Here is a 14,531-nt window from a genome sequence, read left to right as displayed (position 1 = left end):
TAAAACCCGGCAACAGATACTGGTGATAATGAATTTTAAAAAATCATATCATGACGGAGTTCTTTGGCAAGATATATTTCACACTAAATTAATAATGCAATATAAACATATAGTTAATATGAAAATAATGATATTGAAAATTATAGACAATGTCAGATTTTGTCAGCATATTGTCAATTTAAACATAATCATAATATGATTGACATGTTTATTAATCCTAAATAAACTCGCTACTAATCTATCGGATAAAACAGAACAGGAATAAACAATAATGGCGCATGCGATCTGGCTGACGGAAGGGCTCTCTTCCCAGCGTGATCTGATCCGGAATATCAGGCTGTTCGCGCAGACATTACAGGTTGATCTCACGATTTTTGCCTCTCACCGGCAGCCCCGTCACGAGATCCTGTCAGAGGCGGATTTTTCCCTGACTGAACCGGCTGACGATAACGATCGGCTGGGGTTTATCCTGTCTGTTACGGAGAAATACGGTATTCAGGCAATCCATGCCGGGCGGAATACCCCGTGGTTTGAAACGCACAGAAACACTATCACGGCTTCCGGCACCCGGCTGATAACCGGTGTCGCCTCTCTGTCTGATCACGCCGTGGCGGATGATAAAGTCCGCTTTGCTGCTGAGATGGCATCACACGGCCTGCCGGTTGTGCCTTCTGTACCGGTTACCTCTGCGGCGCAATTGCGTGATGCACTCACGCATTCCCCGTTTCCGGGTCTGCCGCTGTGCATTAAACCGGTTCAGGGCATTTACGGTGCCGGTTTCTGGCAGTTTGATGACAACGCGCCACCAATGGCCATGTTCACAAACCCCGAACGGCGGATCACCACACCGCAACAGTATTTGTCCGCCCTTGACAGTGCTGATAAATGCGCCCCGCAGGTACTGATGCCTTATTTGCCCGGCCCGGAGTATTCCGTGGATATTCTGGCTGATAACGGTGACGTGCTGGCTGCTGTTGCGCGGCGCAAAGAGGGTTCCCTGCAATACCTTGAGCATGACGGTGCCGCATTTGAACTGGCCTGCGCCTGTGCGCGGGTAATGAAGGCGGACGGACTGGTGAATGTGCAAACCCGCCATGACCATCACGGGCAGCCGCTGCTGCTGGAAATCAATATGCGGCCGTCCGGCGGTATCGGTTATACCGCGCTGAGCGGGGTGAATCTGCCGGGTCTGTTTGCCCTGCACAGTATCGGGCTGCTTAGTGCGGATGAGGTCAGAGACTATGACCGCACTGCATTTCGTCCGGCAATTGTCCGCCCGCTGACCGAAGCCGTCAGCTACCCGTCTGCCCTGAACAATGCAATACACTGAGGTCACTATGCCCGGTTTTACCCGTCCCGGTTACCACCGGTTCACACTGACAACCGGCACGCTGGAAGTCCGCAGCGATGCCACCCCGGAAACGCTGGATGCGTTGTTCGCAATCGCGGAGCGGCGTAACCCGAAACGGGCATTTCTGTTTGTCAGCAAGGTGCTTGGCCGCCATATCCCGGTCGAACCGGAAATCATGCGCGGTGTTTACCGCCGCCTCAGTGAGCAGTTTCCGCAGGATCTGCCGCAGCCGCTGCTGGTTATCGGTATGGCGGAAACCGCTGTCGGGCTGGGAGCGGGGGTATACAGCGAAATCCGCCGTCAGTATCCGGAATCTTTGTATCTTTCTTCCACCCGCCACCCGGCGGACGGCGAACTGCTGTGTGAATTTAAAGAGAATCACAGCCACGCCACCGATCACCTGCTCTATTTTCCGGTTGATCCGCATCTGAAAACCCGGCTGCAACAGGCAAAAACCCTGGTGCTGGCTGATGACGAAGCCACCACCGGCAATACGTTTACCAATCTGCTGACCGCACTGTATGAAAGCGGACAGCTGCCTGATTTACAACAGGTTGTGACTGTCACACTGACTGACTGGCGTGAAGCTCCTGCCGCCGTTCAGCACGGGCTGCCATTGCGGCATGTCTCTCTGATCAACGGCAGCTGGCGCTGGGAAGCGGATCCGGATGCGCCCCTGCCGGAGATGCCGGATGTGAATGTCAGCGCGGCGGGAACCGTGCCAATCCGCCGTCCGCAGACACGGGTACGGCTCGGTCTGCATGATCCGCACACCGATTTTGGCAGTACGGTGACGGCAGCACCCGGTGAGCGGATCCTGGTGCTCGGTTCCGGGGAATTTGTCCGGGAACCGTTCCTGCTGGCGGAACGGCTGGCAGAGGCCGGGGCAGATGTAAAATTCAGTGCCCTGACCCGCTCCCCGATAGCCCCCGGCGGTGCCATTGAATCCGTTATTTCCTTCACGGATAACTACGGACTGGGGATCCCCAATTATCTCTACAATGTGGCACATCAGTCATTTGACCGCATTCTGCTGTGTACAGAAACGGATCCGGCGGCGTTTGATCCGCAGTTATTACAGGCACTGGCCCGCTGCGCGCCGCTGACGGAGGTGATTTATGACGACTAAACCGGTGATCCTGAGCGATCTGGATGACACCCTGTTCCAGACAAAGCGCAAAATGACGCAGGAGCAGGCACTTACGCCGTTCTGCGCCGGTGCCGTTGATCGCACATTACAACCGCGCAGTTTTATGACGGAAGAACAGGCCATGCTGACAGACTGGCTGCTGGCGCATGCCGACCTCATTCCGGTCACGGCACGCGGTACGGAAGAACTCCGCCGCGTCACTATCCCGTTCCGTTCTTATGCGATCACCACACACGGCGCGGTGATCCTGCAACCGGACGGCTCACCGGAGCCGGTCTGGCAGTCTGAGATGCTGGCCGCCCTCGCCCCTTACCGTGAACGGCTGCTGTCACTTCAGCAGTTTTGTACTGACCTGATGGCGGAGCGCGGTATTGAGGCATGGGCGCGTATTAATTATGAGTACGATGATGTGCCGGTCTATCTGGTGATGAAGCACACTGACAGTACCCGCACAGCGGAACTGTATGCGGTTGCCGCAGAGATTGAACAACAGTTTCCGGCGGACGGGTTTTACATCCACCGCAACGGCAACAATATCGCCTGGCTGCCGGACCCGGTGGAAAAAGGCCATGCTGTTACGCACCTGCTGGCGTTATTACGGGCAGAGCGCGGCACTTTTCCGGTTATCGGCCTCGGCGACAGTCTGAGTGATTACCGCTTTATGAAACACTGCACCTGGTTCGGGATGCCGTCCCGCAGTCAGTTTGCGGAGGCGGTCGCCGCCCGGATTTTCAGTGAGGTATCCGATGTATAATTTTCCCCCGTTCTCAGGCAGTTATCTGCCGGATGATGTGCAGTTTCTGCTCCGGCCGGTTACCATTGATATGACCCCGGTGGATGTGAAAGAGCAGCTTATCCAGTCCGGACAGAAGCACTATTCTGATATGCTCAGCCAGGAGCCCGCCCCCACGGACTGGCATCTTGATCTGTTTAACCGCGCACTGAAAAAAGGCGCTCCGCGTCTGGCGCGGGATGTGAACGCCCTCGCCCGTACACTGGGTGACTATTTTGCGGATCAGCCGGTTGTGCTGGTCAGCCTGGTCCGCGCCGGTGTGCCGTTAGGCGTGATGCTGCATCAGACACTGCGTGATGCGGGAAAAATTTCACACCACTACGGCATCAGTATCATCCGCGATCGTGGTATTGATACGGCGGCGCTGGAGTGGATCGAACACCATCACGGCACCACCGGTATTGTCTTTGTTGATGGCTGGACAGGCAAAGGCGCTATCACCGGTGAACTGATCCGCTCTCTGAAAGACAGACCCGGCTACCCGGCCGATCCGCGTCTGGTGGTTTTGGCCGATCCTGCCGGATGCGCCTGGCTCTCCGCTGCGGATGATGACTGGCTGATCCCCTCCGGGATTATGGGAGCCCCGGTTTCCGGGCTTATCTCCCGCTCTGTCTGGTCAGATACCGGCCCGCACGGCTGCGTGCATTGTGAGCACTTACAACCTTATGAGTGCAGCCGGACACTTACCGATACCGTTGCGGCTTTACGCCCTCAGTATACGGCTGTTCCTGCCGCCGCATTTCCCGACCCGGACACCAAAACCGCACTGCGCGAAAAAAGCCGCGCAGTGATCACTGCACTGGCTGAACGCTGCAGTGTCACCGATCTGAACAGAATCAAACCCGGCATTGCCGAAGCCACCCGTGCCGTCCTGCGCCGGGTGCCGGATCACGTCTTTGTGCGCGACTGCACAGAGCCGGATGTGGAATTACTGCTTTATCTCGCCCGTCAGAAAGGGATCACTATCACGGAAGCCGGCGACGCCCTCGGGCAGTACCGCGCCGTCACTATTATCAGGAAGGTATCACCATGACCCGACGTCTCTCCCCGTGGAATTTAGGGGCCTCACTCTATATGCCCGCCACCCGCACCGATATCACGGATGCGATTATCAGTAACAAAATCAGCGGGCTGCGTTCACTGATTATTTGTCTGGAAGATGCGGTCAGTGAGGCGGATATCCCACAGGCGCTGAATAACTTACAGGATATTCTGACCGCGCTGACGGCGGAAAAACAGCGTGCCGGTAACCAGAACTGGCCGCTGGTCTTTATCCGCCCGCGTCATCCGGAAATGGGATTGTGGCTGCGCGGGCACTGCGATCTCAGTGCCGTTGACGGGCTGGTACTGCCGAAATTCACACAGAAAACGCTGCCGGTCTGGTGGCAGGTGGTACAGGATACCCCGCTGTGTATGATGCCGACGCTGGAAACAGAAGAAGTCTGTGATGTAGTGCAGATGCGGGAGCTGGCGCAGGTGCTCAAATCCCATCCCTGTCATGACAAAATCATTGCGTTGCGTATCGGCGGCAATGACCTGATGAATGTGATTTCCCTGCGCCGTCCGCGCCATCTCACCCTGTATGACGGCCCGATGGGTTATGTGATTAAAATGCTGGTCTCTGTGTTTGCGCCGCACGATTTTGCCATGACCGCTCCGGTCTGCGAGCATATTGATGATCACGATGTCATGACGCGGGAACTGGCGCTGGATATCGCTCACGGACTGGTGGGTAAAACGGCGATCCACCCGAATCAGGTGGCAGTGATTGAGCAGGCACTGCGGGTCTCCGCCGATGAGCACGCGGATGCACTGCGGATCCTCAACTCCACACAGGCGGTATTCAAATCACAGGGAGCCATGTGTGAACCGGCGACACACCGCCGCTGGGCATCTGCCATTCTGGCCCGTGCCCGGGTGTACGGGATCGCACAGCGAAAAACGGACGAACAGCCGTTTAAAACACAAAATGGCTGAAACTGAGGACAGAAATATCATCAAACTGAATATCCTGCACTATTATATCTGAATACCTTGATATATCCTGACCAGCTGATTAAATAGAACTGTTATGCGGAACAGCCGTTTCCGGCATAACAGCAGCCCGGTCTCTTTGTTTTTATACAGGTGTCCCCAGACTATGCAATTAAGCACACGACAGGTTCGTTTATTCACCCTGGCAACCCTGCTCGGGGCCGGAAAACCGGTTCCGTCAGATGAAATCCTGGCGACACTCCGCTGCTCAGAGGCAACGCTGACCCGCACATTCAAAGAGTTACGTGATACGTGGACAGCAGAAATTCGCTACCGCAAAGCCTCACACACCTATGAAATGACCGATCCGGGCACACTGGATCGCAAAACACTGAAAAAGATGAGTGAAGAGCTGGAGAGCCACAACGGGCAGAAATCGGTGTATTACCGCGGGAAAGTGTCACTGGATAAAGAGAAGAAGAAAGCGGTATCGCTGTCACTGACCGGCACAACCGTCCGGAAGATAGCGCATTTATCCATGCTGTCCGGTAAAAACCGCAGTGATGCGGTAGAGATGCTGGTCAATCTTCATATCGATGAGCTAATTGAATCGATAATCCGGCGCAATGAAAGTCAGCAGAAAAAATAATCCGTAAAAAAGCCCGGTAAAATACCGGGCGATTTTATTATTCACGCAACAAATTACAGAACGTTAACGCAGTTCAGCTCTTTGAATGCTTTTTCCAGACGTTCGATCATTGTCTGCTGACCGGCACGTAACCATGCACGCGGGTCATAGTATTTTTTGTTCGGCTTGTCTTCGCCTTCCGGGTTGCCCAGCTGACCCTGCAGATAACCTTCATTTTTCTGGTAGTAGTGCAGGATACCTTCCCAGGTTGCCCACTGAGTATCGGTGTCGATATTCATTTTCACCACACCGTAACCCACTGCTTCTTTAATTTCTTCTGCAGTGGAGCCGGAACCGCCGTGGAAAACGAAATTCAGGCTGTTGTGCGGCAGGTTATATTTCTCAGAAACATAGTCCTGGGAGTTACGCAGAATTTTTGGTGTTAACTGCACGTTACCCGGCTTGTAAACGCCGTGTACGTTACCGAATGATGCAGCGATAGTGAAACGCGGGCTGATGGCATTCAGTTTTTCATAAGCGTACGCCACGTCTTCCGGCTGGGTGTACAGAGCGGAGTTATCGAGGTGGGAGTTATCCACGCCGTCTTCCTCACCACCGGTGCAGCCCAGTTCGATTTCCAGGGTCATACCGATTTTCGCCATACGGGTCAGGTACTTGCTGCAAATCTCAATATTTTCTTCCAGTGACTCTTCTGACAGGTCGATCATGTGAGAAGAGAACAGGGGTTTACCGGTTGCGGCAAAGTGTTTTTCACCGGCATCCAGCAGGCCGTCTAACCACGGCAGTAATTTCTTCGCACAGTGGTCAGTGTGCAGAATGACCGGCACGCCGTAATATTCCGCCATCTGATGCACATGATGCGCACCGGAGATTGCACCCAGAACCGCAGACTGCTGACCTTCGCCTTTAAAACCTTTACCGGCGATAAATGCGGCACCGCCGTTTGAGAACTGAACAATAACAGGCGCACGGACTTTGGCCGCCGCTTCCAATACGGCGTTGATCGAGTCTGTCCCGACGCAGTTTACCGCTGGCAGTGCAAAATTATTCTCTTTGGCTACCGCAAAGATTTTCTGAACATCATCGCCAGTGACGACACCGGGTTTTACAAAATCAAAAACTTTAGACATGTCAAATTTCCTGTATTGGTCTTTCGGAAGTTGTCACGGGCAGCTCACACTGCCCGTTGTTGTCATCTGATTATGACTGTTACTGTTTTGCACGTTCTTCGAGCATCACAACGGCCGGCAATTTTTTGCCTTCGACGAATTCCAGAAATGCGCCGCCGCCGGTAGAGATGTAAGAGATTTTGTCCGCAATGCCGAATAAGTCGATAGCCGCGAGGGTATCACCGCCGCCTGCGATAGAGAATGCGTCACTGTCAGCAATGGCGTTAGCCACGATTTCTGTCCCTTTACGGAAGTTCGGGAACTCAAATACGCCGACCGGGCCATTCCACAGAATCGTTTTGGCATTTTTCAGGATATCAGCCAGGTGCTGTGCGGATTCATCACCGATATCCAGTACCTGTTCGTCATCTTTGATGTCATTGGCTGATTTCAGCACCGCTTCTGCGGTTTCGGAGAACTCAGTCGCCACACGGACATCAACCGGTACCGGGATATCACAGCTGCTGAGTAATTTTTTCGCTTCCGGAATCAGGTCATCTTCATACAGTGAACGGCCGACATTGTGCCCTTCCGCTGCGATAAAGGTGTTGGCAATACCACCGCCGACGATGATCTGATCCGCGATTTTGGACAGAGAGTCCAGTACGGTCAGTTTGGTGGACACTTTAGAACCGCCGACAATCGCCACCATCGGACGCGCCGGGTTATCCAGTGCTTTGCCGAGTGCATCCAGTTCCGCCCATAACAGCGGACCGGCACAGGCAACAGGCGCAAATTTTGCCACACCGTGAGTCGATGCCTGGGCGCGGTGAGCCGTCCCGAAGGCATCCATCACGAAAATATCACACAGTGATGCATACTGTTTTGACAGGGTTTCGTCGTCTTTTTTCTCGCCTTTGTTAAAGCGGACGTTTTCCAGTACCACCAGCTCACCGGCATTCAGTTCCAGACCGTTGAGGTAATCTTTTTCCAGGCGCACCGGGCAGCTCAGTTTATCTGCCAGATAATCAACAACCGGTTTCAGTGAAAACTCTTCGTTGTATTCCCCTTCAACCGGACGGCCGAGGTGAGAGGTCACCATGACTTTGGCACCCTGTTTCAGTGCGGCTTCGATTGTCGGGAGCGAGGCACGGATACGTGCATCAGAGGTAACTTTGCCATCTTTGACAGGAACGTTCAGGTCAGCACGGATAAAAATACGTTTACCCGCCAGATCCAGATCGGTCATCTTAATTACGGACATGGTGAATCCTCTTGTTGATTCTCTTATCAGTTAAATTGTGTTCAATTTTCTGCCGGGGCACGCCGTCCCTCAGTGAAAACCCGCCTCAGCCATTGCCAGAGTGGTATCCAGCATACGGTTCGCAAAGCCCCATTCGTTATCGCACCAGACCAGCATTTTTATCAAATGCTGTCCGCTGACGCGGGTCTGGGTACCGTCAACGATAGCACTGTGCGGATCATGGTTAAAATCCGCCGAGACTAACGGTAACTCTGTGTAGTCCACTATACCACGAAATGCCCCCGTCGCTGCGTTTTGCAGAAGGCGGTTTACCTCCTGCGTGGTGACATTCCCTTTTACGGTGACGCTCAAATCAATCGCCGTCACATTAATTGTAGGCACCCGGACTGAAATCGCCTCAAAATGATCTTCAAATTTCGGGAAAATCCGCCGGATCCCCGCAGCCAGTTTGGTATCCACCGGAATGATGGAGTGCCCGGCCGCCCGCGTGCGCCGCAAATCACTGTGATACGCATCAATCACCGGCTGGTCATTCATCGCCGCGTGAATGGTGGTCACTGTACCGGACTCGATGCCGAATCCCTCATCCAGTAATTTTATCACCGGAATGATGCAGTTGGTGGTACAGGACGCATTCGATACAATTTTATCCTGCGCCGTCAGTGTGTCATGGTTAACACCGTAGACAATGGTGGCATCCAGGTCATTACCGCCGGGATGGGAAAACAGCACTTTTTTCGCACCGTTAGCGATATGTGCCAGCCCGTCATCACGGGAGCCGTACACGCCGCTGCAGTCCAGCACCACATCCACACCCAGTTCCGCCCAGGGTAACTGATGAATATCCGCTTCATGCAGGATGCGGATGGTGTCATCACCGACTTTCAGTGTATTTTTATCTGTCAGCTGTACCGGTTTAAAAAAGCGTCCGTGGCTTGTGTCATATTGAAGTAAGTGTGCAATACCTTCGGAATTCGCCAGCTCATTAATAGCAACAACGGTAATCTGCGTATTACGCCCGGTTTCATACAACGCCCGCAGCACACTCCGCCCGATTCGCCCAAACCCGTTGATTGCAATTTTTATTGTCATAGTATCCTCAGAAATAGCCAAATTATCAGCGAACTAAGAATAACGGACTCACGGGTTTTTGTACGGGGTATTTATCATAGAAACCGCAATCTTTTTTATCCTCTGCGGCACAATCATAATACCCTTATTACTGAAACGGTTCAGCTTGATAAAGACAGGTTATGCTAAATGAAAAAAGATCGCAAGATAGTCAGAGGAACAGAAATGAAAAAAGCGCATTCGGTCAAAAAAACCGGAATGCGCTTTCAGAATCTGTATCAGCAGATTATTTCAGCAGAGCTTTCGCCTGAGAAACCACGTTTTCAACAGTGAAACCAAACTCACTGAACAGCTGACCGGCAGGTGCAGATTCACCGAATGAATGCATGCCGACAATGGCACCCTGCATCCCGGTGTATTTGAACCAGTAATCCGCAATACCTGCTTCGACAGCAACACGTGCGGTCACGGCTGACGGCAGAACAGATTCACGGTAAGCAGCATCCTGTTTGTCGAATGCATCGGTAGACGGCATGGAAACCACACGTGCTTTACGGCCTTCGGCTGTCAGCTGTTCGTATGCTTTCACGGCCAGTTCCACTTCAGAACCGGTGGCAATCAGGATCACGTCCGGCTGACCTGCGCAATCTTTCAGGATGTACGCCCCTTTTTCGATATCTGCCAGCTGCTGCGCGGTACGCGGCTGCTGTGCCAGATTCTGACGGGAGAAGATCAGGGATGTCGGGCCGTTTTTACGCTCAATCGCGTATTTCCAGGCTACCGCAGATTCCACCTGGTCACACGGACGCCATGTGCTCATGTTTGGTGTCACGCGCAGGCTGGCGATTTGCTCAACCGGCTGGTGAGTCGGGCCGTCTTCACCCAGACCGATAGAGTCATGAGTGTAAACAAAGATGCTGCGGATCTTCATCAGAGCCGCCATACGCACCGCGTTACGGGCATATTCAACGAACATCAGGAAGGTCGCGCCGTAAGGAATGAAACCGCCGTGCAGGGCGATACCGTTCATGATGGCAGACATGCCGAACTCGCGCACGCCGTAGTGAATGTAGTTACCCGCTTTGTCTTCATTGATTGGCGCAGAGCCGGACCACATGGTCAGGTTACTTGGTGCCAGGTCAGCGGAACCGCCCATAAATTCAGGCAGCACTTTACCGAACGCTTCCAGTGCATTTTGTGATGCTTTACGGCTGGCAATGCTGGCCGGGTTGTCCTGGAGGTTCTGAATGAAGGCGTTTGCGTCAGCTTCCCACTGTGCAGGCAGCTCACCGTTGACACGGCGGCGGTATTCACGGGCCAGTTCAGGGAAGGCTTTTTCGTAGTGAGCGAATTTCACATCCCACTCAGATTCAGCGGCAGCACCGGCTTTCTTCGCATCCCACTCAGTGTAGATTTCCTGCGGAATTTCGAACGGCGCATACGGCCAGTTCAGTGCTTCGCGGGTAGCGGCGATTTCCGCATCACCTAACGGAGAACCGTGTGCATCTGCAGTACCGGCTTTCTTCGGTGAACCGAAACCGATAACCGTTTTGCACATCAGCAGGGATGGTTTGTCAGTAACCGCTTTGGCTTCTTCAACGGCTGCTTTGATCTGGTCAGGATTGTGACCGTCAATGCCGCGTACAACATGCCAGCCGTAAGCTTCAAAGCGTTTGGCGGTATCGTCAGTGAACCAGCCCTGAACGTTACCGTCGATGGAAATGCCGTTGTCATCGTAGAAGGCAACCAGTTTACCCAGTTTCAGGGTACCGGCCAGAGAGCAGGCCTCGTGGGAGATCCCTTCCATCATACAGCCGTCGCCCATAAAGACGTAGGTGTGATGATCAACAATATCATGACCCGGACGGTTGAACTGCGCCGCCAGTGTCTGTTCCGCAACAGCAAAACCGACTGCGTTTGCGATACCCTGGCCTAACGGGCCGGTGGTGGTTTCCACGCCCGGTGTGTAGCCGTATTCAGGGTGACCCGGGGTTTTGGAATGCAGCTGACGGAAGGCTTTTAAGTCATCCATCGATACATCATAGCCGGTGAGGTGCAGCAGGCTGTAAATCAGCATTGAGCCGTGACCGTTTGACAGCACAAAGCGGTCACGATCACTCCAGTGCGGATTGGTCGGGTTGTGCTTCAGATAGTCGCGCCACAGTACTTCCGCGATATCAGCCATGCCCATTGGTGCGCCGGGGTGTCCGGAATTTGCCTTTTGCACCGCGTCCATGCTCAGGAAACGAATCGCATTAGCAAGAGTTTTACGAGAGGTCATTGTCTACTCCAGGTTCGGATAAAAAGCAGATACAGGCTATTTTCGCAGTGCCGCGCACGGATGGCAATCCTTATCACCGGTCAGAGGCAAAGGGTCGGGGCTGAAAAGACAACAATAAGACGTCAGGCGAGGCGTGTCTGAAGACAGAAACAAGACTTCGCACAGGCGGCATTTTCGCTGACTAAATCGTTTTAGCACCAGGTATTGCGCAACAGCGGAAGTGACCTATTAAACCCGATTACCACAATGAATAGCAAGCGGAAATACCGCATTCTGTGCGGCGGAGTGTCGCAGGCGAGGTCATTAAAAAATGAAACTGAAGAGTAAAAACAGAAAAGCCCTGACATTGCTGTCAGGGCTTCTGTAATCTGGCGGAACGGACGGGACTCGAACCCGCGACCCCCTGCGTGACAGGCAGGTATTCTAACCAACTGAACTACCGCTCCGTGTGTTCCTTTTCGGGAACGGTGCGGATAATACGATGCCGGTTCCCGTTCGTCAATACCTGATTTGTGTAAATCCATGCAATTGCACAGTTTTTCGCCTGAACAGACTGTTTTATACGGGTCACCGCACACGACACACGGTCTCCCGCAACGCAGTCACTCGTGTTCAGGGAGATGTTTGTTTTTCCAGATCAAGCAGATAAATCATGGCCTCATCCCTGCTCTCCCCGCACATTTCCCGCGAGGGCTGCAGTCCGCTGCAAACCACCGGACGCAGCGGTGAACCGAAAATCAGGCACAAATTCTGTGCGGACAACTGCACACAACGGGTATTAGCGGGTTTGCCGTCCGGCATCCCCGGAATGGGGGATGAGATGGACGGTGCGGTGCAGCAGGCACCACAACCGCTGCGGCAGGCGGTCAGCTCCGCCAGATGCACGGGTTCGCCCCTTTTTTCTCCGCCAGATCCAGACGCGCCTCGTGCGCGGCAATTTCCTCATCCGTGGCATATACCACCCGCAGACCGCTCTGCGGGCGGGTAACGCGCTGAATAGTCTGAACGTTCTCTTCGCCGCTGTTCTCATTATCCGCAGAAAACGCCAGTGATGTCTGGCCACCGGTCATTGCCAGATAAACATCCGACAGAATCTCGGCATCGAGTAACGCGCCGTGCAGCAGACGTTTTGAGTTATCTATCTGATAGCGGTCACATAAGGCATCGAGGTTATTACGCTTACCGGGGAAAAGCTGTCTGGCGAGCGTTAAGCTGTCGGTGATGGTACAGAATTCCGCCGTCGGCGGGATCCCTCGGTTCAGCTTGCGGAATTCATAATCCATAAAGCCGATATCGAAGGGCGCGTTATGAATCACCAGCTCTGCGCCACGGATAAATTCAATAAATTCATCCGCGATGTCGGCAAAAACCGGTTTATCCATCAGGAATTCATCACTGATCCCGTGTACACCAAAGGCTTCCGGGTCCACCAGCCGGTCAGGCCGGATATAAAGATGGAAGTTACGGCCGGTCAGGCGCCGGTTGATCACTTCAACCGCACCGATCTCAATAATATTGTGCCCCTCGTAGTGGGCACCCAGTTTGTTCATACCGGTGGTTTCGGTATCAAGAACAATTTGTCGTGTAATATCAGTGTGCATAATGGCGTTTTGTGTCAGACTCAGGTAATTGCCAATCAATCAGAGGAAGAGTCTACCAGAGATGAGTGACAAGGTAGAAATTTTCACCGACGGCTCCTGCCTCGGAAATCCGGGCCCCGGCGGCTACGGCGCACTGCTGCGTTATAAGGGCCATGAGAAAGCACTCAGTGAGGGCTTTTTTCTTACCACCAATAACCGGATGGAGCTGCTGGCGGCTATTGTGGCGCTGGAAACCCTGAAACGTCCGTGTGATATCGTGCTGACCACCGACAGCCAGTATGTCCGTCAGGGCATCACACAGTGGATCCATAACTGGAAGCGTCGCGGCTGGCGCAAAGCGGATAAATCCCCCGTGGTGAATGTCGATTTGTGGCAGCGCCTGGATGCCGCTATCACCCGCCATCAGATTGACTGGCAGTGGGTGAAAGGTCACGCGGGGCACCCGGAAAACGAACGCTGTGATGAGCTTGCCCGTGCGGCGGCAGAGTCCCCGTCACAGAACGATACCGGTTATCAGCCCGCCGCAGAATAATCCTCAGCGCCGTTTCAGACAGCGCGGCGGCGTCTGCTCACGGGCCGCGCCCACCACGTTATTCAGTTTCGGCCGCAGCAGGCGCAGCTTCTGCGGCGTGAAGGTCAGCGGCACCGTGCGTTTACGGGCCACAATCACGCCCAGACAACCGAAAATCCGTGCATAGCGGTTGCCGGCGCTGTCAGGGTTACACCACGGGATCGGGGTGGTAAGCCGGTGATACATAATTTCGTAATTGAGCAGACTGAGCCAGTCCAGCATACGGAACTGTGAAAACATCCGGCTGCACTGCGGCTCCCGGTTCAGACGCCACGGGATCAGTTTACGTGCCCCCAGCAGACTCAGCGGGTTAAAACCGCTGATAATCAGCCAGCCGTCCTCAATCAGAACACGGTCGGCCTCGCGCAGCAGCCGGTGCGGATCACTGCTGTAACCCAGATTATGTGCCAATACACAGACGTCTGCAGATTTGTCCAGAAACGGCAATTGCGCCGCCTCCCCGAATACCTGTAAGGTGTTACCCTGCGGTGCCACATTCACCTGATGCGGGATCATGCAGCTGCTGCTGTCAATTTCACAGCTCAGCGTGCCGACCTTAATCAGATGAAAACCAAACATTTTCGGCCACCAGGGCGCCAGTTGCGCTTCCAGCGATTGCCGGAAGCGGCGTCCGCAGGGAATATCGCACCACGAGTCCGGCATCGTCAGAGTTTTTGTCGCTCGTGCAGAAAACATGGCTTTATCCTTGATTCACAC

At 53.8% G+C, this 14,531-nt stretch carries 14 protein-coding genes and 1 tRNA gene; 7 read left to right on the top strand and 8 right to left on the bottom strand.

Features of this window, described 5'->3' with window-relative positions:
• Nucleotides 1-271: 271 nt before the first annotated feature.
• The 6 genes from N7387_RS11870 (at nucleotide 272) to N7387_RS11845 (ending at nucleotide 5,917) form a co-directional block, all read left to right on the top strand.
• A complete protein-coding gene (locus tag N7387_RS11870; RefSeq protein WP_279799148.1) occupies nucleotides 272-1,330 on the top strand; it encodes an ATP-grasp domain-containing protein in 1,059 nt (352 codons plus the stop codon).
• Nucleotides 1,331-1,337: 7 nt separating this feature from the next.
• Complete coding sequence (locus tag N7387_RS11865; RefSeq protein ID WP_279799146.1) at nucleotides 1,338-2,480, top strand: phosphoribosyltransferase domain-containing protein; 1,143 nt, start codon at nucleotides 1,338-1,340, stop codon at nucleotides 2,478-2,480.
• Entirely contained in the window at nucleotides 2,470-3,255 is a 786-nt protein-coding gene (locus N7387_RS11860; RefSeq protein ID WP_279799144.1) for a hypothetical protein, read from the top strand. Before N7387_RS11865 ends, N7387_RS11860 begins: the two co-directional genes overlap by 11 nt.
• Nucleotides 3,248-4,327, top strand: a complete 1,080-nt coding sequence (locus tag N7387_RS11855) for a cysteine protease StiP family protein (protein ID WP_279799142.1) — start codon at nucleotides 3,248-3,250, stop codon at nucleotides 4,325-4,327. Before N7387_RS11860 ends, N7387_RS11855 begins: the two co-directional genes overlap by 8 nt.
• On the top strand, nucleotides 4,324-5,271 hold the full coding sequence (locus N7387_RS11850) for an HpcH/HpaI aldolase/citrate lyase family protein (RefSeq protein WP_279799140.1): 948 nt from the start codon (nucleotides 4,324-4,326) through the stop codon (nucleotides 5,269-5,271). Before N7387_RS11855 ends, N7387_RS11850 begins: the two co-directional genes overlap by 4 nt.
• A gap of 163 nt (nucleotides 5,272-5,434) precedes the next feature.
• A complete protein-coding gene (locus N7387_RS11845; RefSeq protein WP_279799139.1) occupies nucleotides 5,435-5,917 on the top strand; it encodes a tellurium resistance protein TerW in 483 nt (160 codons plus the stop codon).
• A gap of 53 nt (nucleotides 5,918-5,970) precedes the next feature.
• On the opposite strand, the gene fbaA is transcribed toward N7387_RS11845, so the two are convergent.
• From fbaA to dnaQ, 7 genes are all read right to left on the bottom strand, one after another.
• Entirely contained in the window at nucleotides 5,971-7,047 is a 1,077-nt protein-coding gene (gene fbaA, locus N7387_RS11840) for a class II fructose-bisphosphate aldolase (protein WP_025153957.1), read from the bottom strand.
• Between the two features lie 79 nt (nucleotides 7,048-7,126).
• Entirely contained in the window at nucleotides 7,127-8,290 is a 1,164-nt protein-coding gene (gene pgk / locus N7387_RS11835) for a phosphoglycerate kinase (protein ID WP_025153958.1), read from the bottom strand.
• 69 nt (nucleotides 8,291-8,359) lie between these two features.
• Nucleotides 8,360-9,382, bottom strand: a complete 1,023-nt coding sequence (epd, locus tag N7387_RS11830; RefSeq protein ID WP_279799135.1) for an erythrose-4-phosphate dehydrogenase — start codon at nucleotides 9,380-9,382, stop codon at nucleotides 8,360-8,362.
• A gap of 265 nt (nucleotides 9,383-9,647) precedes the next feature.
• On the bottom strand, nucleotides 9,648-11,642 hold the full coding sequence (tkt, locus tag N7387_RS11825; RefSeq protein ID WP_262862552.1) for a transketolase: 1,995 nt from the start codon (nucleotides 11,640-11,642) through the stop codon (nucleotides 9,648-9,650).
• Between the two features lie 369 nt (nucleotides 11,643-12,011).
• Nucleotides 12,012-12,088: transfer RNA gene (locus N7387_RS11820), tRNA-Asp, on the bottom strand.
• A gap of 166 nt (nucleotides 12,089-12,254) precedes the next feature.
• Nucleotides 12,255-12,527, bottom strand: a complete 273-nt coding sequence (locus N7387_RS11815) for a YkgJ family cysteine cluster protein (RefSeq protein ID WP_279799133.1) — start codon at nucleotides 12,525-12,527, stop codon at nucleotides 12,255-12,257.
• The gene (gene dnaQ, locus N7387_RS11810) at nucleotides 12,509-13,243 is read right to left on the bottom strand and encodes a DNA polymerase III subunit epsilon (protein ID WP_274370222.1); all 735 of its coding nucleotides are present in this window, start codon (nucleotides 13,241-13,243) and stop codon (nucleotides 12,509-12,511) included. Before dnaQ ends, N7387_RS11815 begins: the two co-directional genes overlap by 19 nt.
• Before the next feature lie 61 nt (nucleotides 13,244-13,304).
• Between dnaQ and rnhA the strand changes: the two genes are divergently transcribed.
• Entirely contained in the window at nucleotides 13,305-13,775 is a 471-nt protein-coding gene (gene rnhA / locus N7387_RS11805) for a ribonuclease HI (RefSeq protein ID WP_262858938.1), read from the top strand.
• A gap of 3 nt (nucleotides 13,776-13,778) precedes the next feature.
• Here rnhA and N7387_RS11800 read toward each other — a convergent pair whose 3' ends face one another.
• On the bottom strand, nucleotides 13,779-14,510 hold the full coding sequence (locus tag N7387_RS11800; protein WP_262858937.1) for a class I SAM-dependent methyltransferase: 732 nt from the start codon (nucleotides 14,508-14,510) through the stop codon (nucleotides 13,779-13,781).
• Nucleotides 14,511-14,531: the final 21 nt, after the last annotated feature.

The sequence above is a fragment of the Morganella sp. GD04133 genome (genome assembly GCF_029835375.1).
GTDB classification, from domain to species: domain Bacteria; phylum Pseudomonadota; class Gammaproteobacteria; order Enterobacterales; family Enterobacteriaceae; genus Morganella; species Morganella morganii_B.
This window is presented reverse-complemented; position numbering and strand designations above follow the sequence as displayed.

Excerpts from the sequence above, each read along its gene's own strand:
- epd (WP_279799135.1), bottom strand. The coding sequence starts at position 9,382 with ATGACAATAAAAATTGCAATCAACGGGTTTGGGCGAATCGGGCGGAGT.
- N7387_RS11855 (WP_279799142.1), top strand. The coding sequence starts at position 3,248 with ATGTATAATTTTCCCCCGTTCTCAGGCAGTTATCTGCCGGATGATGTG.
- N7387_RS11850 (WP_279799140.1), top strand. The coding sequence starts at position 4,324 with ATGACCCGACGTCTCTCCCCGTGGAATTTAGGGGCCTCACTCTATATG.
- N7387_RS11870 (WP_279799148.1), top strand. The coding sequence starts at position 272 with ATGGCGCATGCGATCTGGCTGACGGAAGGGCTCTCTTCCCAGCGTGAT.
- fbaA (WP_025153957.1), bottom strand. The coding sequence starts at position 7,047 with ATGTCTAAAGTTTTTGATTTTGTAAAACCCGGTGTCGTCACTGGCGAT.
- N7387_RS11845 (WP_279799139.1), top strand. The coding sequence starts at position 5,435 with ATGCAATTAAGCACACGACAGGTTCGTTTATTCACCCTGGCAACCCTG.
- N7387_RS11800 (WP_262858937.1), bottom strand. The coding sequence starts at position 14,510 with ATGTTTTCTGCACGAGCGACAAAAACTCTGACGATGCCGGACTCGTGG.
- N7387_RS11865 (WP_279799146.1), top strand. The coding sequence starts at position 1,338 with ATGCCCGGTTTTACCCGTCCCGGTTACCACCGGTTCACACTGACAACC.
- rnhA (WP_262858938.1), top strand. The coding sequence starts at position 13,305 with ATGAGTGACAAGGTAGAAATTTTCACCGACGGCTCCTGCCTCGGAAAT.
- tkt (WP_262862552.1), bottom strand. The coding sequence starts at position 11,642 with ATGACCTCTCGTAAAACTCTTGCTAATGCGATTCGTTTCCTGAGCATG.
- N7387_RS11860 (WP_279799144.1), top strand. The coding sequence starts at position 2,470 with ATGACGACTAAACCGGTGATCCTGAGCGATCTGGATGACACCCTGTTC.
- dnaQ (WP_274370222.1), bottom strand. The coding sequence starts at position 13,243 with ATGCACACTGATATTACACGACAAATTGTTCTTGATACCGAAACCACC.
- pgk (WP_025153958.1), bottom strand. The coding sequence starts at position 8,290 with ATGTCCGTAATTAAGATGACCGATCTGGATCTGGCGGGTAAACGTATT.